The sequence below is a fragment of the Brevibacillus humidisoli genome, assembly GCF_020923435.1.
Taxonomy (GTDB): domain Bacteria; phylum Bacillota; class Bacilli; order Brevibacillales; family Brevibacillaceae; genus Brevibacillus_E; species Brevibacillus_E humidisoli.
In genome coordinates, this window is record NZ_CP087263.1 from 4,113,401 (window position 1) to 4,137,471 (window position 24,071).

Sequence of the window (24,071 nt, forward strand, 5' to 3'; positions counted from 1 at the left end):
ACAGCTCCTCATCACTAAATCGATTTAGTAAACCGGTTTAGGGAGATTATAAAATAAAGCGCATACAAAAACAAGAGAAAAGATGAACCGAACTGCACCTGCATCAACCGGCATGGGCTAGGGGGCAGTCGCTTTCTCGCAAAAAAACACCCTTGCGATAAGAAAGCTCTTACCGCAAGGGTGTTCCCATGTTCGGCCAACTTGTTGTACGGCTTACCAGTCTGGCTCGACGAGTACAACCGCGTTATTTGCTTGTCCATTTTGATTCGGCACTGTTGTAGGCATCGCAGTTATACTGAAAAGCAAAGCAAAAGCCAATACAGATAACCATTTTTTCATGCGATAAACCTCCTTTGCCCTTTAATTGTCATCATAGCATATATTTACTATTAATTCCATATGTTCGAAGGATAAATTTTTTTCGTATATCCGATGGTGCTTCAGGAAAAGGCCGACACACTCGATCACCTTTTCCGAAGCTCCCAGTTTTCGATAGAACGAAATGCTTTGCAGCAGGCTGTTGAACCCTTCATCGGTGAGTCCTATGGAAAGCTGGCACATCCCCTTTTGCTGAAAGTACCTGGCAGCCACGTTGATCCGATACGGATGGCCATCAACATCTGCAGGCAAGAACTGATCCTCTGCTTGGATCAATTCTTTTATCGCATCGTTTCTGCCACTCACCATGTAAATTTCCAACAGATCGCTTGCGATCGAGATACGACCGTCCCGCTCCGCCTCATACAGGCACTCTTTGTAGAGATGAACAGCCTCGTCATACTGCCCTTTCATTGTGTAAAGAGCAGCCTGAAAGTGTTTTTTGCGGAAGTCTGCATATTCGCAATCTTCGTACTGTTTTAAACAGTACTCAGCAAAAGTGAGATCACCCAGAGCGATGTACGAGTTAAACAACGCAATCAAGGCAGATGCTTTCTGCTTGCTGTCCGTTCGATCTTGGCGAATCCCCTTGCCACATAATTCGATGCATTCACGATGATAGCCTAAAATATTAGCGTGAATGCCCAACCGATAGTAAAAGGAAATCCGCTCGGTCGGCTGAAGGTAATCAATGTAGTGCAGCAGTTCCCTGGCTCCCCGGTACGTTTCCTCGAAACGTGAAAAATCATCGCGTTCAAGCAAGTACCTCTCATACAGACATTTCCCCAGATAGTAAGGCACCCCACGCTTTCGGGTGTAGTCAATCATAACGTTGTACAACGTCAGTCTGATAGGATGATCTGCAACATCTCTTGTTACTTGGAAAAGAAGATCCAATGCGAGAAAGGTATCCATTTTCGGCGTTTCCAGCAGCCGTTGAGCCACCTTTTCCACAAGCACCTTGTTTTTAAGGGCGATCGCTTCCTGCAGAAGGACTTGAATCGACTTTGCATGTTCTGTGACATCGAGGTAGGAGCTGATGACCAACGTGTCGGGAATATTCAGCGTACTGGCGATCTTTTTACAGGTCTCAAACGATGGACGTTTTGTTTCACCTGTTTCGATTTTTGAGAGCACGCTTTTGGGAATACCAGCCCGCTTGGCAAGTTCGCTTGCTGTAATGTTCACCTGTCGTCGGTATGTCCGAATCAATTCTCCAAAGTCTCCAATCGCCATAGCAGAAGCCCCCCAACGAAAAGAGTTTGTCCCATTTTATTTTTCTACTTAAATCATAGCATACACTTCGTAAACTGGGAATACCTTCCTTGGTATTATAATCATATTAATGTAATTATTTGGGTTTATTAAAACTTCATCAAGTTGCGGCAGCCTACTCTACGGGAACCTTGCAGAGCACATATCTTCGGTCCACATTCTGCATGATGCAACGCGAACAGCAACATTTTTTTCGAAGGAATATCACTGCTAATAAGGTTTTAAACCGTTTTGGGCCTCGTATCTGCCATAATGGTATAATCATGCATAAGGTTTACAGCGAGTCAAATCGGCTCCGATCAATGCGACGGAGGTGCAGTATGTTCTTTTTTCAACGATTGTTCCTGCGATTGGTTCACATGAGCAACAGGAACATCTTTCTGAGCGCCAGCCTGCTGATCCTGTTCAGCTCCTACCTGATCTACTGGATCGAACCGGAAACATACGAACATTCCTTTAACGGCTTCTGGTGGGTAATGACAACGGTCACAACAGTTGGTTACGGGGACTTCTATCCCCACACTATCGCCGGCAAATGCCTGGGGATCTTTCTGTACATCTTTGGCATCGGTTTGATTTCGATTGTGATCAGCAAAGCGGTTGACTTTATTTTCGCCTACAATCGCAAGAAGGAGGAAGGAAAGTTGCGTTACAGAGGGGAAAACCATTTTGTTATCATCGACTGGAGCAGAAACGCCGATCTGGCCATTCAAGAGATTCTCAGCAGCGACCCTGCTGTCGAAGTGGTGCTGATCGACCAATTGGAGAAAACGCCGATCTCCCACGAACGGGTTCATTACATTCAGGGGAACCCCGTCCATAAAGAGACGCTGGATCAGGCCAACCTAGCGAAAGCAAAAGCCGTCTTCATCTTTGCCAATGACGTCACCGAACATCAAAACGTGATCCGGGACACCTCGTTTATCGACGGGAAGACGCTGCTGATCGCAACGACAATCGAACGTCATTTCACCATATCTACACCATTGTCGAGGTGAAAGAACGGGACAACATTCAGAACTTTATCCATGTCAATGTAGATGAATTCATCCTCGGATCAGAAACGGTATCGCAGCTGGCTGTTCGTTCTGCCTTCAGCCCTGGCGCTTCCAAGGTCGTATCACAACTGCTGTCGACACAGGACGGAGACGACTTGTATCAGATCAAGAAAAGGCCTCATTGGAACACCTACCGCGACGCTTTTACCGAACTTCTCTCGGAGGGGGCGACGCTTGTATCGGAAGGACAGCAGCTCAACATCAACCGCAGATTGGATGACACCATACCTCCAGATGCCCGCCTGTTTGTCATCTGTGATAAGGAAACGTACAAGCGCTTGTCTCAATAGTAAAATACCAGACAAAATAGGTAAATAAAGGAAAAAATCACAGTTTGAACAACGAATTGCAAAAGGGATGCCTCCTCGGGGCATCCCTTTTTGCGTGTAGACAAAACTTCGGTACAGGCGGAGAGTAGCTCTTTTCCGGAAGGAGCGACTCTTGCCAACCAGCTCAGCTGCGCCAGTCCCACTTCCTCGCTGGTTGGCAACGGAGCGATTGGAGGAAAAGAGCTACTCTCCCCCACGCCCTTCCTCTTGTCTGCTATCCTAACCCTGCCTGGAAGCCGGCGGCTAGGAATCTCTTTTCTTCGGCCCAAGCGTCAGGTACTTAGACAGTACCGGATAAAACAGCGAGACAACAGCCAGCAGCAGAATGATCGCCGAAATCGGCTGCGTCACAAACGAACTGTAGTCCCCGTCGGTAATCAGCAGTTGACGACGGAATGTCTCCTCCATCATTTTCCCCAATACCAGACCCAGGATGAGCGAGGCAGGAGAAAACTCGTATTTCTTCATGAAGTAACCGACCACACCAAACAGCAGCATGATCCAAACCTCAAACATGTTGTTGGAGACCGCGTACGATCCGATGATCGACAAGCCAATTATAAATGTACCTAAAATAGAATAGGGCAAGTTCAGCAGCAAACCAAACCCTCGCACGCCAGCACGTCCGCCAACAAAGGTGATCAAGCCGGCAAACAGCATGGCGAAGAAAATGCAGTACAACAACAGCGGCTGCTCCGACATCAGCTGCGGGCCAGGCTGAAGTCCCTGAAGGGTGAGCGCGGCCAAAATAACGGCAGTCGTCGGGCTGCCCGGAATCCCCAAGACGAGCGTAGGAATCATCGCCCCGCCAGCGGCTGCGTTGTTTGCTGCCTCTGGTGCGATTACGCCTTCCTCAACACCTTGGCCAAACTTGTCCTTATTCTTGCTGGAACGCATCGCTTCTCCGTAACTGACAATCGAAGCGATGGAGCCACCGGTACCCGGCAAAATCCCGATTAAGGTACCAATAACAGCCGACTTCAAGGCCACCCATTTGTGGACCATCAAGTCTTTCAGTTTATACCCGGCCAGTTTAATCTTCTCACTGGTCGTGAAGTTTTGTGCTTCCGATCTTTCTACTACCTGGTTTAACACTTCTCCTAGCGCAAACGCACCAATCATGATTGGAATGAATTCGATCCCATTCATCAATTCAATGTGTCCGAAGGTAAACCGCTCAGAACCGGCGATCGGGTCAATCCCAATCATCGCGATGGTGATCCCGATCAATCCAGATATGATCGCCTTGACCACATTTTTCGTTCCCACCGCAGAAATGACCGTAATCCCCAAGAACGTAAGCGCGAAATACTCAGCACTTTGGATCTTGAGTGCTACTTCAGACAATGGTGGAGACAAGAACAGCATCACGAGGACAGCGAAGATTCCGCCAAACGCCGAGGCACTGATGGCCAATCCCAACGCTCGTCCTGCTTTCCCCTGCTTGGCCATCGGGTATCCATCAAACGTTGTCGCAACCGATTCTGGAGTACCAGGCGTATTAAACAAGATGGCCGTAATCGATCCACCGTACGCCGATCCCGCATAGATCGAGACAAGCAAGATGATAGACGGTATGATGCCCATATAGTAGGTAAACGGCAGCATGAGCACAATCGCCATGGAAGAACTGATCCCCGGCAGTGACCCGAAGACAACTCCCATCAGCATACCGATGAAGACGAGCAGCAGGTTGAACGGGGACAAGGTGGTCAGCAGGCCATCAAATAACAGATTGAAGTCCATGATCATCCTCCCCTTCTCAGTAGATGTAGTAGCTGAGCTGTTTCAAAATCTCGATTCCTCTGGGCAGCGGCACGCTTAGCAGATTCCCGAACAAAAGCGAAAAGCCAAACGAACCGACAATCGACAGAATCACCACCTTGCCTGGTTTCTTCTCGCCCAACAGAAACAGAAGAGCAAACAGCAGGAGGATGGTGGCCAAAATAAAGCCTAACGTATCTACGATCAACACATAGATGGAGATGGTAAGCAAGAGACCGATAAACTCTTTGCTCAATTCGTGAGGTTTACCGCCTCCCGACACCTCAGCCTTTGCTTTACGCTTGCGGATCGTCTGAAACAGGGAAACCAGCGTAAGTACAATCGCGATGATCAGGATGGCCTGAGGAAAGCCGGCTGGTCCGATCGGATCGGACACCCTTGTGGTGTCAATAACGAGCGACTCTTTAAAAAAGGCGCCCAGACAGATGAGCAGCAGCACGTGGAACAAAATTTCACCCATGATGTCACCTCCAAAGCAGGCGACATCTCTGCCGCCTGCACCAGTTTGTTTCCGCTTCTCTCTTTGTTCCCAACGCTAGCGAGACGCTTATTTTTTCAACCCGATCTGTTTAGCGATCTTGTCAAAGACCTGGTACTGCACATCCCATTCTGCCTTAAATGCTTCCGGTGTGAGGAACCCTTCTCGAATATCGACCAGGTTCTGCTCAGCGAACTTTTTGTACTCCTCGGAGTCGTATGCTGCTTTCATTTTCTCGATCAGGTACTTTTTCGCAGCTTCCGGCGTTCCCTTTTTCACGACAAATCCACGCCAGGAACCGATGGTCACGTCATACCCTTTTTCCACCGTAGTCGGTGTATCTTTCAACTCTTCGATTCGTGTGATGCGTTCGTCATTCAGCACGACAATTGGTTTTACTTTGCCGTCTTTGATGTAGCTGACCGCAGATACCAGTTTGTCCAGATAGACGTCTACTTCTCCGCCAAGTACAGCTGCCTTTACCTCTGAACCAGACTTGTAGGGCACGAACTTGATTTTGATCCCTGTTGCATCAGCCAGGGTATTCAGTGTCAAGTCATCTAATCCCCCCGGACTAACCCCGGCAAAGGAGATTTCGCGTTCTTTCCCTTGTTTGATCAGATCGTCAAAATCTTTGATGCTGCTGTTAGCCGGTACGGACAGGACGTAGATGTCACTTTGGATACGAACAAGCGGTTCAAAATCTTCCATTAGCTTGACGTCTTTTCCTTTGCCCAATACATCCGCGATGACATGGGACGGAGTGATTTCCAGAATGGTGTAGCCATCATTTTTCTGGCCGTGCGCGTATACCATTCCGACCAGTCCGCCGCTGCCATCTTTGTTGACCGGTTGAACCGGTTGAGAAGTCTCTTTGCTCATGATTTCTGCAAACTTGCGGGCAAATGTATCACTTGCACTCCCCTCACCAAACGGAACAACCATCTCAATCGGTTGTTTCGGATAGTCGCTTTGTCCCTCTCCACCGGGAGCGGCAGCGGTATCACCAGTGCCACCGCCGCAGCCAACCAGTCCCAGAGAAAGTGTGAGCGTCAGACAGATGGATAACAAGCTTTTTTTCATTGAGAAAACCCTCCTTATGTTGTATCTGCATGCAGTGAAAGCGAGGCGGCTCAGTAGAATTACCCGATAAGCATAGAGTGCAAACGATGAAAACGACTGAAACCGCTTACGAATTCACGCTTACTTTCCCTCTCTCTACATGGCAAGAGCGACGGTAAAAGCGGCCCTCTTGCCAGAGGTGCACGCTACTGCCTTCGTCACGCCTTATTGCCTGTAAAAACGCACCTTCACAATACTGCTTGCCCGACGAGTGACGATGTTGGGACATAGGCGTAGCCGTCCATCAATCTCCGTGCGGTACGCCCAAGAGCGGCTCGTGCTACGTACCATTCTTCCCCATTCTGCTCTACGTGTGCCTCCACGTACAGCGTTCCACTGGGATGTCCGATCCTGAGACCCACTCCGCGGCTGGCAACCAGACGATGAGGAAGTGTACCAGGAATTTTGGCGGCTGTACCCAGTGCGATAGAACCGCTTACAGCAAACGCTCTATGCAAGGTCCCCATAGAAATGTAGCGTCCCAGAATATCTGCCTGATCGGCGGTGACGGTTTGTCCGTTCTCGGTCACATACTCTCGGACCGGCGCGATGACAGCAATCTTGGGAAGAGCATGAGTGGTAGGGGTTACATTTCGTTCGTCGCTGATCACTCCGATTCGCACTCCTGCTTTCACGCGAATCCTCTCCAACGTCCCCAGCAGCTCAGCATTTCCGTCAACCTCACCGGACAGTTCCGTCCCGATGATGCCGAGATCCTCGGCTTGGACGAACACCAGAACATTGGCGGCATCGACGATCGTAACCAGAAACTTTCTGCCATCGTCCAACTTGATCGCATCGATCGGATTTCCTGTTGGCAGCGTTCTTCCCGTAAAGGTTCCTCCCGAGTCAAGGAAGTTGACCATGATGCGCGAACCTGTACCGGAGACACCAGCGATAGAAAAATCACCCTCGTACTGAATCTGTCCGTCCTGTACCGGTATTTCCACCTCGATGATCTTGTTGGTGTTGGTATTGAAGATCCGTACGCATGTGACCGGTTCTTGCAGCTCTACATATCCTTCTTCTGCCGCGTATAACCCGACAGCCGAAGCCATGTTGCCGCATGTGACCCGGTAGTCGATCACTTGTTTTTCCAAGCTGACTTGTCCAAAGGTGTAATTGATGTGTGCCTCCGGGTGAGCAGTCGGCCCCACGAGTGCCAGTTTACTGGTGAGCGGCGTTCCTCCGCCGACCCCGTCGATTTGATTGTTTCCTGGGCTGCCGTAGATTTTCAGGATCACCTGATCACGTACAGCAGGATCTTTCGGCAGGTCAACTGTTCGCAGGATTAAACCTTTGCTTGTTCCACCGCGCATCAGGGTACTGGGAACCCGGTAGATCTGTCCGTGGATGTACATCTTCTGGTCCCACCCCAATTTTTACTAGTAATGAATTTTTCAAATAATATTTAATTCTCTCTAATCGTTATTGTAGCGAACATTTAGGAATAAAAAAAATACTTATTTTTTATTTGATTCCATAATTAATTTTTATTGTATCTCTTTTGCATTCTTTTCGTCCCGAATTCGTCCCGAACTTATATGATCCTCTTCTTGTATCATGGTTCCTATTCGTTTTTTGCTCCACCCTCCGCAGCATTACGTGACAGCGTGTCGAATTTTGTAGTACAATTTGATATAAAGATTATATAAATTGTTTCACTCAAACGATAATATTTTTTTATGAAATGGAGTTGGTACTCGATGGACGATCGTGATTGGTCCATTTTGAGCACCCTGTACGAGGAAAAAAACATTACCAAAACGGCAGACAAACTTTCCATCTCTCAGCCCGCTTTAACATACAGACTTCAACAATTGGAACAAGAAGTCGGGGTGAAAATTGTCCACCGTGGCCGCCGTGGAGTATCCTTTACACCACAAGGCGAACATTTGGTAAAATACGCCCGTGAGATGCTGCTGCAACTGCGCAAGACTAAGGAGTATCTGCAGAACATGGATAACAAGGTACAAGGAACACTCCGTCTGGGCGTATCCAGTATATTTGCCCGCTATAAGCTGCCAGCGATCCTGAAGAATTTTCACAACGAGTATCCTGATGTAGAATTTAATGTAACGACTGGCTGGAGCGAGGAAGTGGTCAACGCGGTTTACCAAGAGAAAGTGCATATCGGGATCATTCGGGGAGACTACAACTGGCCTTATAAACGAAAATTGGTGATGGAAGAACACATCTATATTGTTTCCAAGCAGCCGATCGACATCGAAGAGCTGCCTAATATGTCCCGGATTTACTATAATACGGACACCTCGCTGAAAAAAATGATTGATAACTGGTGGCACGAACGATACTCCCATCCTCCTCTGATCACGATGGAAGTAGACAAAATGGAAACCTGCAAGGAAATGGTGCTGAATGGACTGGGCTATGCGATTTTGCCCAGCATCGTACTGGATGAGGATGAAAACCTGTTTACAACACGGTGCACCACACGGGACAACGTGCCGGTCACACGCCGGACCTGGATGATTTTTCGCAATGAATCACTGGATATCTCGGTTATTCGGGCGTTTGTCAACTTTTTGGACGGTTGGAAATAAGAACGGACACCTCCCCGAAAGGGGGTAGGTGTCCGTTTGCTGTACCAAACATCCTTGAAGTATCTCTGCTGGCTGGTTCCCAGTCTTTTAGAAAAGCAGAAAGGGGATGCCCATCTATTGGAGACATCCCCTCTTGCAGTCAGTGCTATCATTATCGATCTCCGGTATTACGACACTTGCTCCTGATCTCTCTTGTATTCTTTCACCCAGTAGTCAGCATTTTTGATCCCAAGTTTCTCGGAGTCGAATACAGGATCCAATCCTTGTCTTTTCTGCTCCTCGTAGTCCTTCAGTGCTTTCATAGCAGGCTTGTAGAGAATCACGATCGCGATCAGGTTGAGCCATACCATCAGCCCCAACCCGACATCACCCAGTGACCACGCCACTTTCGCCGTTTTCACGCATCCGTACATCACGGCAGCCAACAGTACGATCTTCAATCCAAACATCGGCCATTTGCTGTTTCTGCCTCGCGTCAGATAAGCGATGTTGGTCTCCGCAATATAGTAGTAAGCCATAATCGTAGTAAAGGCAAAGAAGAACAGTGAGATCGCCACAAACCCTGCGCCGAAACCTGGCAGCACAGATTCAACCGCCGCTTGCGTATAAGCAGGCCCCGCCTCGACATCACCTAAATTATTAACGATAAAGTTCCCATCTGGTCCCTGTACATTATACATACCGGTAAACAAAATCATAAATGCTGTTGCAGAACATACCAGCAATGTATCAATATACACGGAGAATGCCTGAACCAGCCCCTGTTTCGCTGGGTGAGACACTTCCGCAGCAGCCGCCGGGTGAGGACCCGTACCTTGACCTGCCTCGTTGGAGTAAATCCCCCGCTTGACACCCCAAGAAATCGCCATCCCAATGATGCCGCCAAACATCGAATCGGCTGCAAACGCACTCTTGAAGATCAGTGCGAACACGCCTGGCAGTTGTTCGATGTTCATCAGTACAATGATCAGAGCAACAAGAACGTAGCCAATCGCCATGAAAGGTACAACCAACTGGGCGACACGGGCAATCCGCTTCACGCCACCGAAGATAATCAGGGCCAACAGGACGACAATGCCAATACCCGTGATGGTCGGATTAATCCCAAAAGCGTTCTCCAAACCAGACGCGATTGAATTGGACTGTACGCCTGGCATCAAGATGCTCATCGCAACAACTGCAGCGATTGCGAACAGCACCCCGTACCATTTCCAGCCGATACCCTTTTCGATGTAATAAGCAGGTCCGCCGCGGTACTGACCATCCTGTTTTACTTTGTAAATCTGAGCCAGTGTGGACTCGACAAAAGCACTGCCGGCCCCGATGAAGGCGATCGCCCACATCCAAAAAACGGCCCCCGGTCCGCCAAATGCAATCGCCGTCGCTGTTCCCGCAATGTTACCTGTTCCGACACGGCCTGAAAGAGCGATTGATAATGCCTGAAAAGATGATACTCCGGCCTCGGAACTTTTCCCCTTAAACATCAGAGTAACCATGTCTTTGATATGCCTAACCTGCAAGAAACGAGTCATGATGGAAAATAAGAGCCCTACGCCAAGACAAAAGACAATCATTGGTGTACTCCACAAAATGTCGTTCAAGGTTCCGACAAACTGTTCCAAAAACGCCCCCCCCTAATGTTTTTTGAATATTGCCTGCGTTTTGAATTATAGAACATGTTTTATCGTTAAACAACCTGTCAGAATTAAAAATTTTTCTCCTCTTTTGGATGGATCGTCCTAAAAATTAAATTAAAGGTAATATATGTATATTGCAACTACTTTTCCGCAGCATATGCCCGCAAGCATTCCAGAAAGGCCTGTCCATATTTTTCAAACTTGGACTCCCCAACTCCTTTGACTGTAAGAAAAGTCTCTCGATCCGTCGGACACAATCGGCTCATCTCTTTTAGCGTGCTGTCGTGAAAAACGACATACGGCGGTACCCCCTCCGTCTGCGAGATCTCCTTTCGCAGCTGCCTGAGCCGTTCAAAGAGAGCATCATCGGCTTCTTGCACAGTCGGGCGAACAGGGACTTTTTGTTGGACGCTCTCCTGTCCTTTCAGCACAGGGAGAGCTCGTTCTGATAAGGTGACGACCGGGTATTGGCCGCCTGTCATTGCCATGTACCCCTCTGCTATCAACAGATGGATCAGATCGGCAATCTCTTTCTCTGTGTACTGGCTCATCGTTCCGTAGGTCGGCAGTTGGTCAAACCGAAACTGGGCCACTTTTTTGTTTTTAGAGCCCTTCAATACCTGAGCAATCAGCTGGACGCCAAAGCGTTCCCTCATCCGTTTCACACAGGAAAAGATTTTTTGCGCCTCCACTGTGATGTCTGTCCATTCTGCCACGTTTGTGCAGTTGCTGCATTGCCCGCACTCTTTCGCAGAGTTCTCTCCAAAGTACTGCACGATGTAGTGCTGCAAACATCTGGGCGTGCGGCAGTAATCGATCATGGCGTACAGTTTTTTGTATTCATGCTCTTTTCGTTCTTCCGCCTGTTGGCTCTGGCTGATGAGATATTTCTGTGTCTGTATATCTTGCGGGTGAAACAGCAGAATGCATTCACTCGGCTCGCCGTCCCGGCCGGCTCGCCCCGCTTCCTGATAGTAGCCCTCCAGGTGTTTGGGCATATTGTAGTGGATAACGTAACGAACGTTGGATTTGTCGATCCCCATCCCGAATGCATTGGTCGCAATGATCGTCCTCACGTCATCAAACAGAAACAAATCTTGGTTTCTCGCTCTCTCACGATCATCGAGCCCGGCGTGGTATCGGGTGACGGAAAACCCTCTTGCAAGCAGATGCTCGTATAGATCATCTACTTCCTTTCTGGTTGCGGCATAAACAATACCTGATTGTCCTGACTTGGCCTGAAGATAGTCTTGTACAAACCGCCGCCGATCCTCCCCCTTGCGAACAGAAAAGGTTAGATTTTCTCTGCCAAAACCGGTTACGAAAAGTTGATCATCGACCAACGACAGCTGTCTTCGAATATCCTCCGTCACCTCTGGTGTCGCCGTCGCCGTAAATGCCCCCACCACCGGTCGATTTGGCAGTGATTGAATGAACTGGGCAATCGCCGCATAGCTGGGGCGAAAATCGTGCCCCCACTGGGAGATGCAGTGAGCCTCATCGATAGCCACAAATGAAACAGGGAGCTGCTTTGTCAAAGCAAGAAAACGTTCCGACTCCAGCCTTTCCGGTGCGACGTAAAGAAGTTTGTATTCCCCGCGACTAGCTTGTTTCATCCGCTGCTGCACTTCCATTGAATCGAGTGAACTGTTGATGTGGACAGCAGGGACACCCATACGGACAAGCACATCTACCTGATCTTTCATCAGGGAGATGAGCGGTGAAATCACGATCGTAACACCCTCAAAGAGAACGGCAGGTACCTGATAGCAGATCGATTTCCCGCCACCGGTCGGCATGATCCCTACCGTATCATGACCAGATAACAGGCTTTGCACGATCTCCTTCTGCCCTTCCCGAAAAGAAGGATAACCAAAGTATTTTATAAGAACCTCTTCTGCTTGTTGGTAGACTGCGTCTGTCTCGGAAATGGTGCTCATCCTCATTCACCTCAATCCCCTCTTAATCTTAGGTTTAGTTTAAGCAAAGACTGTCTACTCGACCATACCATCCTCGACATGATTGGGACAATAATCTCTCCGTCACAACAAAAAAACGGAGACGTCTAAACGTCGCCGTTTTTCTTCAGCAAAAAGAAGAATAGAATATTGAAACAGACAGAAACCTATGTTAGAATAGGGGATGGTTTCCATCTTTGTGAATTCCTTTAATGTATATATCTCCACCTTAATTTTATCACATCAGGTTCGGTATGTCAACCTTTTGCCAAACATGAGGTATGTTCCCAAGCAGCAAAAACTCTAATGCAAAGGAGCGGTTTTGTGAGCATGTCCAAACAAGAGAACCCAGTAAAGCCGGATTGGCAGGAGGAACAGCGGCGGGTTGATCAGGTTGTCGATGAAATCGATCGGCGCATCGAGACGCTGGAGCAGCAGGTCAGAAAAACCAAAGAAGATATTGTGGACATCCGCAAAAACTTCTGGGACGACGTGACGGTCAACCTGGATGACGCAATAGAAGCGATCGAGACCTATGCCAGCATGAAACAACAAGCAGAAGTCCTGTCAGAAAGGGAACGGACTCATAGGCATGGATTCCGTCAGTTGGCAACACTGATTCGTCTCAAGCACTCACCCTATTTTGGCAGGATTGACTTTACGGAAGATGGGGAAACAGAGACGGAACAGATCTACCTGGGGATCGCTTCCCTTCTCGATCAAGCAGAAGAGCAGTTTCTGATCTACGATTGGCGGGCACCGGTAGCCAGTCTCTATTACGACTATCCGCCTGGCCCTGCGCAGTACGCGACTCCCAGCGGCACCATCACCGGAACAATGGACTTGAAACGCCAGTTTATCATCCGGGATGGCAAGATCCGCAGCCTGTTTGACACCGGAGTCACCATCGGCGATGAACTGCTGCAAGAAGTGCTGGGCAATCAGGCGAACACCCAGATGAAAAGTATTGTCGCTACGATCCAAAAAGAGCAAAACCAGATCATTCGAAATGAACGCAGTCACTTGCTGATCGTGCAGGGAGCAGCAGGCAGCGGCAAGACATCAGCCGCTCTCCAGCGCGTTGCCTATCTATTGTATCGATACCGGGAAACGCTGCAGGCTGAACAAATCGTACTGTTTTCCCCCAATCCGATGTTCAACAGCTACGTTTCCACTGTTCTTCCTGAGTTAGGGGAGGAAAACATGCAGCAAACGACGTTTCAAGAGTATCTGGATCGTCGACTCGGCAAACGATTTATCCTGGAAGACCCGTTCACCCAACTGGAATACGCCCTCACGGCGATGCATGAACCGGGCTATCAGTCCAGAATGGAAGGAATCCGTTTTAAAGCCTCCCTCTCTTTCATGAAGATGATCGAACGATATGTCCACTCTCTCGGTCGGGACGGGATGCTCTTTGCGGATATCGTGTTCCGGGAGCAGACATTGATATCTGCTGCCAGTATCAAGGAATACTTTTACAGTCTGGATCCCTCCTTATCGATTCCCAATCGTATGGAATTGACCGCCAAATGGCTGCTTGGAGAATTAAAAGCGCGGGCTCGGCTAGAGCGGAAAAAGCCTTGGGTGGAAGACGAGATCGAGCTGCTGGACAAGGAGGATTTCCTGCAGGCCTATCAGCAGCTTCAGAAGAAAAAGCGGTTTGGTGGTGATACGTTTGACGACCATCAGCAGGAACAGAAAGTGCTTGCTGCCATGGTGGTCAACGAGCACTTCAAGCCTATTCGTGCGAACGCAAAACGACTCCGCTTTATCGATGTTCTGGCGCTCTATCGACAGTTATTTGCCGATCCGCAGTACAGTGCCCGAATGGCAGCCGATGGCCTCTCCATCGATCCTGCGACATGGGATGCGATCTGTATGCAAACCGTGGAACGCTTGGATCGTGGGGAGCTTGCCTACGAAGATGCAACTCCATTCTTGTATTTGCAAGAACAGCTGTCTGGATTCCAGACGAACAACGCGGTGCGACATGTCTTCATTGATGAGGCGCAAGACTATTCACCGTTTCAGTTTGCCTTTATCAAAAGGCTGTTTCCACGGAGCAAAATGACGGTACTTGGGGATCTGAACCAGTCGATTTCGGCACATGCGGACACGTCCGAGACGAGTTTTGAAGGCCTGTCCACGCTGTTTGATGAAGATCGTACCGAGACGATCGTATTGACGCGCAGTTATCGGTCCACCCGGCCCATCGTAGAGTTCACCCGCCAACTACTGCCTGCAGGAGAAGCCATTGAGCCGTTCAACCGGGAAGGCAGCCTGCCGACTGTCACACAGGTTGGATCTCCAGCAGAGTTGGCCACAGAGGTGAGCAAGCGCATCCGCCAACTCCTGCAGACAGGACACCGTACCATTGCCGTGATCTGCAAAACAGCTCAGGAAAGTCGCCAGGCCTGCGAGGCCATGCGAGGCGACATCCCGATTCGTATAATCGGAAAAGAGACCGCTTCTTTCGAGTCTGGTGTACTTGTTATTCCCGCTTATCTGGCCAAAGGGGTCGAATTCGACGCTGTTATCATCTACAACGGTTCGCGTGAACAGTACGCAAGAGAGAGTGAGCGCAAATTGTTTTACACTGCCTGTACTCGGGCGATGCACGAATTGCACATATACACAGTCGGTGAGATTAGTCCGTTTCTGACGAGAGTTTCTAGTGACGCCTATCAGTGGGAGTCATCTCTCTGTCGATGACCATACTGTCTATCACATGCGGTTTATAGCATGCAGTTGTGATAAAAAAGAGACGAACCAAATCAGCCGTTAGCGTGCAGGACATCACCTCGCGCTAACGGCTAATCTGCGTTATTTACCGATCCATTTATCGATGTCGTTCCGGTTTTGTTCAATCCATTCCTTCGCCAGATCATTCACATCCGCATTTTCCTTATCCATTTTGACCAGGAAGCTCTCTATTTCATCCATACTGATCCGGAAGTTCTGCAAGAAGGAATAAAGATCGGGTGCTTTTTCCTTCAAATCTGTACTGGTACCGATCCTGCAGTCATCATATGCCCAGACCCCCTTGGGATCTTCCAGCATCTTGATGTCAAAATCCTGGAACATGGTATGGGGACGCCAGGCGAGAAATACGATCGGTTCTTGATTATCCGTTGCCTTCTTTACAGCAGCCAACATCGCCGGCGTACTTCCGGAAAGCAGCTTGTAATCAGTCAGACCGTAAGACTGGATGGTCTTTTCTGACGTGACCATCATCCCGGCACCTGGTTCCACGCCAACCACTTGTCCGTTAAAGGTTTCGCTCTTTCCTTTCAAGTCTGCGATACTGTTGATGTCTACGTAAGTCGGTACAGCCCAGCCGGTCGGCGCCTTTTGGTACACCGTTCCGGCCAGATCGATCTTCCCTTCGTACTTTTCCATGTAGCTGGCGTGGAGGGTAGGCAGCCAGACGTCCGGATACACATTGATGTCTCCCGTGGAAAGACCGAGAAAAACAACGCCTACATCCCCCTCTTCAATCTTGGTTGCATACCCTAATTCTTTCGCTACCTCCTGGATGATGGCGACAGGAACCCATTCATGCTCGAACGGTACCTTTCCAATCGTAATCGTTGGCTTCTCCGCTTCCTCTGCAGCCCCGCCCGGCTGATCACCACCAGGTTGCGTCGCGCAGCCCCCGGACATAACGATTGTCACTGCCAAGAAAAGCAGACACAGGGGGCCAAATCCGCTCCTAGCTTTCACAAGATACCAATCCCTTCTTTTTAGGCATAGCTTATCCCTGCTATCACAGATACATGCAGAGATGAAGAGGCGACACACAGGTAAGAAACTCCATACATCAAAACAAAAAAGTAACAAAACTTAAGGGTAATTATCAATCATGGATTAGAGTGGAGACCAAAAAGGAGAACATCGTATGCCCAAGATTGTCGTCAAAGATCTCACCAAAATTTTCGGGTCCAATCCGGAAGAAGCGTTGCGTCGTTTGAAAAACGGTGAATCCAAAGATCAGATTCACAAGCAAACAGGGATGACCATAGGGGTGAATCAGGCCAGTTTTGAAGTGGAGGCAGGCGAGTTTTTCGTTATCATGGGGCTTTCCGGCAGTGGAAAATCAACTCTGATCCGGCTGATCAATCGGCTCATCGAACCAACTGCAGGTGACGTACTAATCGATGGAGAGAATATCGTCAAGATGGATGAGCGACAGCTGACGCTTTTGCGCCGAAAAAAAATGGGGATGGTGTTCCAGAAGTTCGGTCTCTTTCCTCATCGGACAATCCTGCAAAACGTGGAATACGGCTTGGAAGTGCAAAATGTCCCCAAAGATCAAAGAGAGCGCAAGGCAAAAGAATCGCTTGAAGTTGTCGGATTGAAAGGATATGAGGACAGCAAACCGGATCAACTGAGCGGCGGCATGCAGCAACGGGTCGGTCTCGCCCGGGCCCTGGCCAACGATCCCGACATTTTGCTGATGGATGAAGCCTTTAGTGCCCTTGACCCGCTCATCCGCAAGGAAATGCAGGATGAATTGCTGGAGCTGCAGGAAAAGCTGAAGAAGACGATTCTTTTCATCACTCACGATCTGGATGAAGCGCTGAAACTAGGGGACCGCATCGCCATCATGAAGGACGGCAAAGTGGTGCAGATCGGCACCCCGGAAGAAATCCTGCGTGACCCAGCCAACCAGTATGTCTCCAACTTCGTCGAAGACGTGGACCGCTCCAAGATCTTGATTGCTTCACAAGTGATGAAAAAACCAGATGTTGTTGCCGCTTGGAAGGATGGTCCACGGGTGGCGATCCGCAAGATGGAGGAAAAAGGGATCTCCAGCATTTTCGTGGTCGACAAGCAGCAGAACCTGAAAGGGCTGCTGACGATTGACGATGCATTGGAGGCAGCCAAAAACAACCGCTGGGTGGAGGAAATGCTGATCCAGGATTTCCATACAACATCCCCGGATACGCCGCTTTCCGATCTGATCGGGATTGCCGCCCAGACCAAGTATCCGATCGCTGTGGTCGATGAGAGCAACAAACTGAAAGGGATCATTGTGAGAGTTTCGATCCTCTCCGGATTGGTCCTGGGTAAAGAAGAGATGCAAGAAGCGGAGGCAGGAAAGGAGTAAACGGTGTATGAATTATTTCCAGTTCCCGCTGGCGGAATGGACAAACCTGTTCGTCGATAATTGGTTGATCCCCGTCTTCGGTGGATTTTTCAACATGATCAGTGACTACATTTCTATTGTGCTGGATGCCATTCAAGCTGTCCTGCTCTGGATCCCTCCGGAAATCATCGCCGTTCTGATCGTATTGCTGGCCTGGCGTACAGCGGGAATCGGGATCGCGATCTTCAGCATCATCGGTCTCTTGTACCTCGGCTCGGTCGATTTATGGCCAGAGAGCATGCAGACGCTGGCAGTGGTTCTGGTGGCGACCACCTTCTCCATCATCATCGGAATTCCGGTTGGCATCTGGAGTGCCAAGTCGGATGCGGTAGAACGTGCCGTTCGACCCATTCTTGATTTTATGCAGACGCTGCCCAGCTTCGTATACCTGATCCCAACCATCTTGCTGTTCGGGATCGGCGGTGTTCCTGCCGTGATTTCTACGTTTGTCTTTGCCACCCCGCCTGCTGTCCGCTTAACCAACCTGGGCATACGGCAGGTGCCTGATGACGTAGTGGAGGCAGCCCGCGCATTTGGTTCCACCTCCTGGCAGATGCTGACGAAAGTTCAGCTCCCCATCGCCATGCCTACGATCCTGGCGGGTGTCAATCAGACCATCATGCTGGCGCTCTCGATGGCGGTGATTGCCTCGATGATCGGCGCACCGGGACTGGGATCGATTGTTCTCTCTGGAATCTCCAGGGTAGATGTTGGCATCGGGTTGGTCGGGGGACTGGGAATCGTGGTGTTGGCGATTATTCTCGACCGCATGACAGAAGGATTGGGAAGAAGCGCAGAAAAATAACAAAGGAGTGACAGGAAACGATGCACAAATGGATCAAGCTGGGGCTTACTGCGGTTCTGATGTTCCTGTTGGCGCTGACGGGTTGTGCAACCGGCACCGATCAGGGTCAGGGAGGGGAAGCGCCAGCCGAACAGCCCGCCGAACAGCAGCCGGCTGACGAGAAAAAAGATGTGACGATCACCTTTGGGGTGACGCCGTGGACCAGTACGGTTCCACCAACCCAGATCGCGCGCCTGCTTCTGGAGGACATGGGTTACACCGTCAAACTGCAGGACGCTGATGCAGGGGTTGTCTATACCGGTCTGTCAAAAGGGGACATCGACGTCTTTATGGACTCCTGGCTGCCGGACATGCATCGCAACTACATGGAAAAATACGGAGAGAACATTGAAGATACTGCTGTCAGTTATCCCAATGGCGAATTGGGCTGGGTCATCCCAACCTATGTAGAGGGCATCAATTCGGTAGAGGATCTGAAGGGAAAAGAAGATCTATTTGGCGGCAAGATCTACGGGATTGAAGAAGGGGCCGGCATGACCATCACCTCACGTGAAATGATCAAGACATACGGGCTGAATCTGCAGTACGTTCCCTCCAGCGAATCCGGGATGCTGGCTCAAGCCAAGCGGGAAATCGGACAAAACAATCCGGTTTTGTTCCTGGGGTGGCGTCCCCACCCGATGTTTGTCAACTGGGATCTGAAAGTCCTTCCTGATCCAAAAAAGTTTTTCAAGACTTCGGAGGTTCATGTGCTGACAAACAAAGGGTTTAAGGAAAAAGCACCTGAAGCCCACGCGTTTCTCAAAAAATGGAGTATCCCTGTTGAAGATATTGAAGCAATGATCGTCCAGATCAACGACGGAAAAGATCCGAGAGAGGTAGCCAGAGCCTGGATCGATAACAATCAGGATAAAGTGAACGAGATGTTGGGCAAGTAATATTTGCAGGCCCCTCACACGGCATTGTACTGCCGCTGCGAGGGGCCAAAAACAATTCGGCTGCGTCAATCAGTACAGTACGCCGACGCAACGCATCATACTCTGCGCAATCGATTCCACACCAGGATGAGAATCAACACATACACTCCAAACAAGACAGGCTGGAGCACCTTGAATGGATAACCCGTGATATTCATCTCCAGGATGTCATAGCCTGCCCAGAGACAAACCGCCAGCCACAAGATGGAAACCACTTTCCCATGACGCGAGGGTGTCCGGGAAATCATCCATCGGCCTATGGGGTAGAACAGGAGCAATAGAATCGGCACCGCTGCCAGAGCGGCTGCCCTGGAGTGAAACAAATCAATCACCACACCAGAGTCAGGTGACAGAAAGACGACCAGATCTTCTTCCGGAAGACGGTCAAACGTTCCTTCCCAACTGTAAAAGCCGCTCTTCTGCAGCGGGAGATTGACGTAGACGTCCCCGTTAAAGGGGATATCCAACTTGATATGGAGATCCTTGAAATCACTCCAGTACGATGCGGGATGAAGCAGATAATCAAAGCGATAGACGGGGTGAAGATTGGTTCGTTCATCAATCCCCAAGCTAGCCTCGTATTCGATTTGCAAGGTGTGAGTCGTTTCTCCCTTCGCCAAAACGGTAAACGTTTGGGACGGAATGCTGCGGAATTCAGCATACTCATCCTGGTAACTGAGCTCATACTTCTTGCCGATACGCGGGTGAATCCAACTATGCAGCGGAACCTTGCCTACCACCTGTTCCCTCGGCAGCATAACCGTCCCCGTCAGCGGAATCGTTTTCCCATCAAAGGTGACTTTCCATTGGTCAGTCTCCCCCGGGTGGGGAAAAGCGATCGGCACCTCCCAATCTTCGCTGAGGTGATTGTGCAGCTTATAGATCACCTGAATCCTTGCCTTCATCGATGGGTGGTCGGGGGCAAAGATGGTCCCCTTGTTTTGCTTCACAAAACGTATCGACAGTTCTTCCCCTTCTATGCTCATCTTTCCCGGCTCCATGGGCAGCACCTGGCCGGTCGGCATCTTGGAGTATCGAAAGAAAGTCGTTCCGTTGGCGAAAGCAGGATGGGCTGCCAGAATAGTGACCAACAGGCTGCAAAACAGAATGAACAAAGTCTTGCGCATGGTCCGCTCCTTTTTCTACATGGACTGTCATATAGCTTACCATACAAGAATTCAAAAAAAGGGCAACCTCTCTTATCCTTCTACCTACATGGAGCTGGCTCCTCCCTGTTGCCAAAACAATTTACACAGAAGACAGGGCATCCTGCACCGCAACCAAAATAAAAAAACAAGGGATCATATCCTGTATATGCCCCTTGCTTTTTGTCTACCTTTTCGTCTTTCTTTTCCTAAAGTGACTTCTACTTAAACTAGATGCTGGCCCGCAGTTGGCCGGACTGGTACCGTTGCCTACCCCCGGATTATTGCTTTTCAATCGGAATCAGGATGGTAAACTCGGGATCATCCGTATGCGGATCTTGGGCCATCGGATATTCTTCTAGGTGAGTCAGATCTCCTTTGAAAGGAGAAAATCCTTGCTGTTCAATCCACGTGTAGAGATTTTGATAGGAGCGGATAATTTCTTGTCCCTTGCGATGTTCACACTTGGCATAGGTAAGCGTTGGCACAGAGAGATGAACCATGCCGGCTGGTACCTGCTCCACCTTGCCCACCTCTACCACCGCATAATGAGTAAAACCGGCCGCTCCCGGATGGGCATGATAAGACAACCCTAACAACTTGTCAGGCTGTACAACATGAGGGATCTCCTGCAGGCGTCGATGCATCTCCTGATGAACCCGGCGAATATCGCCCGCGCCTGCCTCGGCAAACGTCCCTTCCCATTTTAATCCAATGGCCTGAAAACCTGTTCTTGTCACCACAGCCGCTGCGGTCAACTGTTCCATCATCGTTACCTCCCTGTAATTGGTTTGCTAACAACTTGCCTCTATCATACAATGAAACTGTGACAAAACTTGTCAGATTAATACAAAGAAGTGATGAGATGACGAAAACAGAGAGACTGCTGGAACTGATGATGGTCGTATACGAACGAAAGCGGTTTACCGTCGACGAGTTGGCGGCAGAGTTCGGGGTCTCTTACCGGACCATGCTTCGTTATCTGCAGGAATTAAGCGGTATGGGAGTCCCGCTCTACTCGGAACCAGGCAGGCACGGTGGGTACAGCATCACCAATCAGAGCAGCCGAAGGGGGAGAATAGAAAAATCTCCTCCTTTGACGAGGCGTTTGGTAAAACCGACTACACACGTTGTGGGAGTCGAGTTGAAAGCACCGTTTGCCGCCGTCTATATGGCCAATGCAATTATCCCAAGGCTTTGGCGTGAACTAGAGGTGAGACAGCAGGAGATTGCCTCACCTATTGCACCCGGCCGGATGATCGGCGTCGTACGGAACCGCAACTTCGCCTATCACTATATAGCAGGAGTTGAAGTCGCCTCCCTAGATACGGTTCCCGGGGGCATGGTCGGGATCACGTTACCCACCAAAGCCTATGCCGCCTACATTCATCAAGGCCCCCACCAGCGGGAAGAGCTGGATCTGACTTATTTTTTTACCCTTGAAAAACTGCGTCAGCAAAACATGGATCACGATCCCGATGCCTACTGTCTGCAAGTATGCAAACCCGGGGAAACACCGATCAGCACCAGAGAGGTGGAGATTTATATTCCGCTAAAGTAATCATCTCTGCTGCTAATCATCGTTTCCTGTCGAGCCGCCCGTCTATGACCGCTGATACTCTACCCGGTACAAGGAAGCAAATACTCCGCCTCGTTCAACCAACTCATCATGGCGCCCCTGTTCGGCAATCCCGTTTTCTGTGACCACGACAATGCGGTCTGCATTCCGAATGGTTGCCAGCCGATGGGCGATGACGAGTGTTGTGCGATTCTTGGCCAGCTCGGTCAACGCTTTTTGGATAATGAATTCCGTCTCGGTGTCGAGAGCCGAGGTAGCTTCATCCAAGATCAATATCGGTGGATTTTTAAGAAACATACGGGCGATCGCGATCCGCTGCTTCTGACCGCCAGATAGTTTCAATCCTCTTTCCCCGATCTGCGTCTCGTACCCTTCCGGGAGAGATGCAATAAAGTCTTCCAGATGGGCGCGTCGAGCCGCCTCCGCTATCTCTTCATCGGTAGCGTCAAGCATGCCGTAGGCAATGTTTTCCCGCAGCGTTCCCGTAAACAGAAAGACATCCTGCTGCACAATCCCGATCTGCGAGCGCAGCGACTGTTTGGTCATCTGGCGGATGTCGATCCCGTCGATGGTGATCGTCCCGTGATCAACATCATAGAATCGCGGAATAAGCGAGCAGATCGTTGTTTTCCCGGCTCCGGACGGTCCGACAAAAGCGACCGTCTCCCCTGCCCGGATTTGCAGATTGATTCCTTCCAGGACAGGCTTGCGCTCATCGTATCGGAAGCTCACATCGCGAAACACGATATCTCCACGCAGCGCAGGCACCTCTATCGCATCTTGCGCATCCTGCACGTCCGGCTCCATATCGAGCAGCTCGGTAAACCGTTTGAACCCCGCCATGCCTTTTGGATACAACTCCATCAATGCACTGATCTTGTCAATCGGTTTGAACAGCACATTGACATACAGCACGAACCCGACCAGTTCCCCATAGGAGAGTTGGCCGCGGAAGCTGAACCAAGCACCCACGACGAGAACTACGAGCGTGATAAGTCGCGTCATCATGTAGATCCCGGAGGTGCTGAATGACATGATCCGGTAGGAACGGAGCTTGGCCTTGCGGAACTTTTGGTTATTCTTCGTAAATCGGGCAATCTCAAATGGTTCGTTGGTAAACGACTGAACCACACGAACGCCTGAAACGCTGTCTTCTACACGAGCGTTCACGTCTGCTATTTCACTGTACATCTGTTTCCAGGCGCGATTCATTTGCAGGTTGCAGACGACGATCAGCCAGATGAGAAAGGGCACGATGATCAAGATCACCAGAGTGAGCGGCACGTTGATCGTAAACATAATCCAGAAGGCGCTGAGGAAAGTCATCACAGCAATAAACAAGTCCTCCGGCCCATGGTGGGCCAGTTCGCCAATGTCAAACAAATCGTTGGTGATGCGGCTCATGATGTGTCCGGTTTTCGTGTTGTCAAAGAAGCGAAACGACTGTCTCTGCACATGCTGGAAAAGCTGCTGCCGCATGTCGGTCTCAATATTGATCCCCAGCTTGTGCCCCCAGTAGTTGACCACAAAATGGAGAAACGTGCTAAGCAGATACAACATCAGCAGTCCTGCACTTACCCAGACAATCGCTGACCAGTTCCCGCCAGGCAGCAACGTGTCGATAAACCACTGTACGGCAAGCGGAAAAGCTAGCTCCAGGACCGCTACGACGACCGCGCTGCTAAAATCGAGCATAAACAATTTGCGATGGGGGATGTAGTAAGAATAAAAGCGGCGGATCATTCTTCTCTTCTCCTTTAGCGTCACTGAATCATGCCTAGTAAGGATTATATGGCGAGCCGGCAGTTTGATCAAATAAACTTTACAAT

Annotated in this window: 20 protein-coding genes; 8 read left to right on the top strand and 12 right to left on the bottom strand. The window is 49.8% G+C overall.

Annotation, left to right across the window (positions count from 1 at the left end; translation table 11 throughout):
• Window positions 1-213: 213 nt before the first annotated feature.
• Both LOK74_RS24115 and LOK74_RS20035 read right to left on the bottom strand, forming a co-directional pair.
• On the bottom strand, window positions 214-339 hold the full coding sequence (locus LOK74_RS24115; RefSeq protein WP_255679470.1) for a hypothetical protein: 126 nt from the start codon (window positions 337-339) through the stop codon (window positions 214-216).
• A gap of 21 nt (window positions 340-360) precedes the next feature.
• On the bottom strand, window positions 361-1,614 hold the full coding sequence (locus LOK74_RS20035) for a helix-turn-helix transcriptional regulator (RefSeq protein ID WP_230043758.1): 1,254 nt from the start codon (window positions 1,612-1,614) through the stop codon (window positions 361-363).
• A 359-nt stretch (window positions 1,615-1,973) separates the two neighbouring features.
• Here LOK74_RS20035 and LOK74_RS20040 point away from each other — a divergent pair, with 359 nt between their 5' ends.
• Together LOK74_RS20040 and LOK74_RS20045 are read left to right on the top strand one after the other, a co-directional pair.
• The gene (locus tag LOK74_RS20040) at window positions 1,974-2,651 is read left to right on the top strand and encodes a potassium channel family protein (RefSeq protein WP_230043759.1); all 678 of its coding nucleotides are present in this window, start codon (window positions 1,974-1,976) and stop codon (window positions 2,649-2,651) included.
• On the top strand, window positions 2,648-3,001 hold the full coding sequence (locus LOK74_RS20045; protein ID WP_230043760.1) for a hypothetical protein: 354 nt from the start codon (window positions 2,648-2,650) through the stop codon (window positions 2,999-3,001). The genes LOK74_RS20040 and LOK74_RS20045 overlap by 4 nt, the downstream gene beginning before the upstream one ends.
• Window positions 3,002-3,283: 282 nt before the next feature.
• On the opposite strand, the gene LOK74_RS20050 is transcribed toward LOK74_RS20045, so the two are convergent.
• The 4 genes from LOK74_RS20050 to LOK74_RS20065 form a co-directional block, all read right to left on the bottom strand.
• Window positions 3,284-4,786 carry a tripartite tricarboxylate transporter permease gene (locus tag LOK74_RS20050; protein WP_230043761.1) on the bottom strand — a complete coding sequence of 501 codons (1,503 nt, stop codon included), beginning with the start codon at window positions 4,784-4,786 and terminating at the stop codon, window positions 3,284-3,286.
• Window positions 4,787-4,802: 16 nt separating this feature from the next.
• Window positions 4,803-5,285, bottom strand: coding sequence for a tripartite tricarboxylate transporter TctB family protein (locus LOK74_RS20055; RefSeq protein ID WP_230043762.1), 483 nt, complete (start codon window positions 5,283-5,285; stop codon window positions 4,803-4,805).
• An 87-nt stretch (window positions 5,286-5,372) separates the two neighbouring features.
• Window positions 5,373-6,386: a Bug family tripartite tricarboxylate transporter substrate binding protein gene (locus LOK74_RS20060; RefSeq protein WP_230043763.1), complete on the bottom strand. Its 1,014-nt coding sequence runs from the start codon at window positions 6,384-6,386 to the stop codon at window positions 5,373-5,375.
• A gap of 227 nt (window positions 6,387-6,613) precedes the next feature.
• Window positions 6,614-7,786, bottom strand: a complete 1,173-nt coding sequence (locus LOK74_RS20065; RefSeq protein WP_230043764.1) for a 2-methylaconitate cis-trans isomerase PrpF family protein — start codon at window positions 7,784-7,786, stop codon at window positions 6,614-6,616.
• Window positions 7,787-8,131: 345 nt separating this feature from the next.
• On the opposite strand from LOK74_RS20065, the gene LOK74_RS20070 reads away from it, so the two are divergent.
• Window positions 8,132-8,989 carry a LysR family transcriptional regulator gene (locus LOK74_RS20070; protein WP_230043765.1) on the top strand — a complete coding sequence of 286 codons (858 nt, stop codon included), beginning with the start codon at window positions 8,132-8,134 and terminating at the stop codon, window positions 8,987-8,989.
• 167 nt (window positions 8,990-9,156) lie between these two features.
• On the opposite strand, the gene LOK74_RS20075 is transcribed toward LOK74_RS20070, so the two are convergent.
• Together LOK74_RS20075 and recQ are read right to left on the bottom strand one after the other, a co-directional pair.
• On the bottom strand, window positions 9,157-10,611 hold the full coding sequence (locus LOK74_RS20075) for an alanine/glycine:cation symporter family protein (RefSeq protein WP_230043766.1): 1,455 nt from the start codon (window positions 10,609-10,611) through the stop codon (window positions 9,157-9,159).
• Window positions 10,612-10,766: 155 nt separating this feature from the next.
• On the bottom strand, window positions 10,767-12,566 hold the full coding sequence (gene recQ / locus LOK74_RS20080; RefSeq protein WP_230043767.1) for a DNA helicase RecQ: 1,800 nt from the start codon (window positions 12,564-12,566) through the stop codon (window positions 10,767-10,769).
• Window positions 12,567-12,914: 348 nt separating this feature from the next.
• On the opposite strand from recQ, the gene helD reads away from it, so the two are divergent.
• Window positions 12,915-15,299 carry an RNA polymerase recycling motor HelD gene (gene helD, locus LOK74_RS20085; RefSeq protein WP_230043768.1) on the top strand — a complete coding sequence of 795 codons (2,385 nt, stop codon included), beginning with the start codon at window positions 12,915-12,917 and terminating at the stop codon, window positions 15,297-15,299.
• A gap of 111 nt (window positions 15,300-15,410) precedes the next feature.
• On the opposite strand, the gene LOK74_RS20090 is transcribed toward helD, so the two are convergent.
• On the bottom strand, window positions 15,411-16,310 hold the full coding sequence (locus LOK74_RS20090; protein WP_230043769.1) for a glycine betaine ABC transporter substrate-binding protein: 900 nt from the start codon (window positions 16,308-16,310) through the stop codon (window positions 15,411-15,413).
• Window positions 16,311-16,485: 175 nt separating this feature from the next.
• On the opposite strand from LOK74_RS20090, the gene LOK74_RS20095 reads away from it, so the two are divergent.
• Genes LOK74_RS20095 through LOK74_RS20105 form a run of 3 tightly spaced genes read left to right on the top strand, consistent with a single transcriptional unit; the run spans window position 16,486 to window position 19,479 of the window.
• Complete coding sequence (locus LOK74_RS20095) at window positions 16,486-17,697, top strand: quaternary amine ABC transporter ATP-binding protein (RefSeq protein ID WP_230043770.1); 1,212 nt, start codon at window positions 16,486-16,488, stop codon at window positions 17,695-17,697.
• 7 nt (window positions 17,698-17,704) lie between these two features.
• Window positions 17,705-18,541 carry an ABC transporter permease gene (locus tag LOK74_RS20100; RefSeq protein ID WP_230043771.1) on the top strand — a complete coding sequence of 279 codons (837 nt, stop codon included), beginning with the start codon at window positions 17,705-17,707 and terminating at the stop codon, window positions 18,539-18,541.
• Window positions 18,542-18,561: 20 nt separating this feature from the next.
• Complete coding sequence (locus LOK74_RS20105) at window positions 18,562-19,479, top strand: glycine betaine ABC transporter substrate-binding protein (RefSeq protein ID WP_230043772.1); 918 nt, start codon at window positions 18,562-18,564, stop codon at window positions 19,477-19,479.
• 95 nt (window positions 19,480-19,574) lie between these two features.
• On the opposite strand, the gene LOK74_RS20110 is transcribed toward LOK74_RS20105, so the two are convergent.
• The gene (locus LOK74_RS20110; protein ID WP_230043773.1) at window positions 19,575-20,645 is read right to left on the bottom strand and encodes a DUF4424 domain-containing protein; all 1,071 of its coding nucleotides are present in this window, start codon (window positions 20,643-20,645) and stop codon (window positions 19,575-19,577) included.
• Window positions 20,646-20,944: 299 nt separating this feature from the next.
• The gene (locus LOK74_RS20115) at window positions 20,945-21,430 is read right to left on the bottom strand and encodes a GyrI-like domain-containing protein (protein ID WP_230043774.1); all 486 of its coding nucleotides are present in this window, start codon (window positions 21,428-21,430) and stop codon (window positions 20,945-20,947) included.
• Window positions 21,431-21,528: 98 nt separating this feature from the next.
• Between LOK74_RS20115 and LOK74_RS20120 the strand changes: the two genes are divergently transcribed.
• The gene (locus LOK74_RS20120; protein ID WP_230043775.1) at window positions 21,529-22,224 is read left to right on the top strand and encodes a GyrI-like domain-containing protein; all 696 of its coding nucleotides are present in this window, start codon (window positions 21,529-21,531) and stop codon (window positions 22,222-22,224) included.
• Window positions 22,225-22,266: 42 nt separating this feature from the next.
• On the opposite strand, the gene LOK74_RS20125 is transcribed toward LOK74_RS20120, so the two are convergent.
• The gene (locus LOK74_RS20125) at window positions 22,267-23,985 is read right to left on the bottom strand and encodes an ABC transporter ATP-binding protein (protein ID WP_230043776.1); all 1,719 of its coding nucleotides are present in this window, start codon (window positions 23,983-23,985) and stop codon (window positions 22,267-22,269) included.
• Window positions 23,986-24,071: the final 86 nt, after the last annotated feature.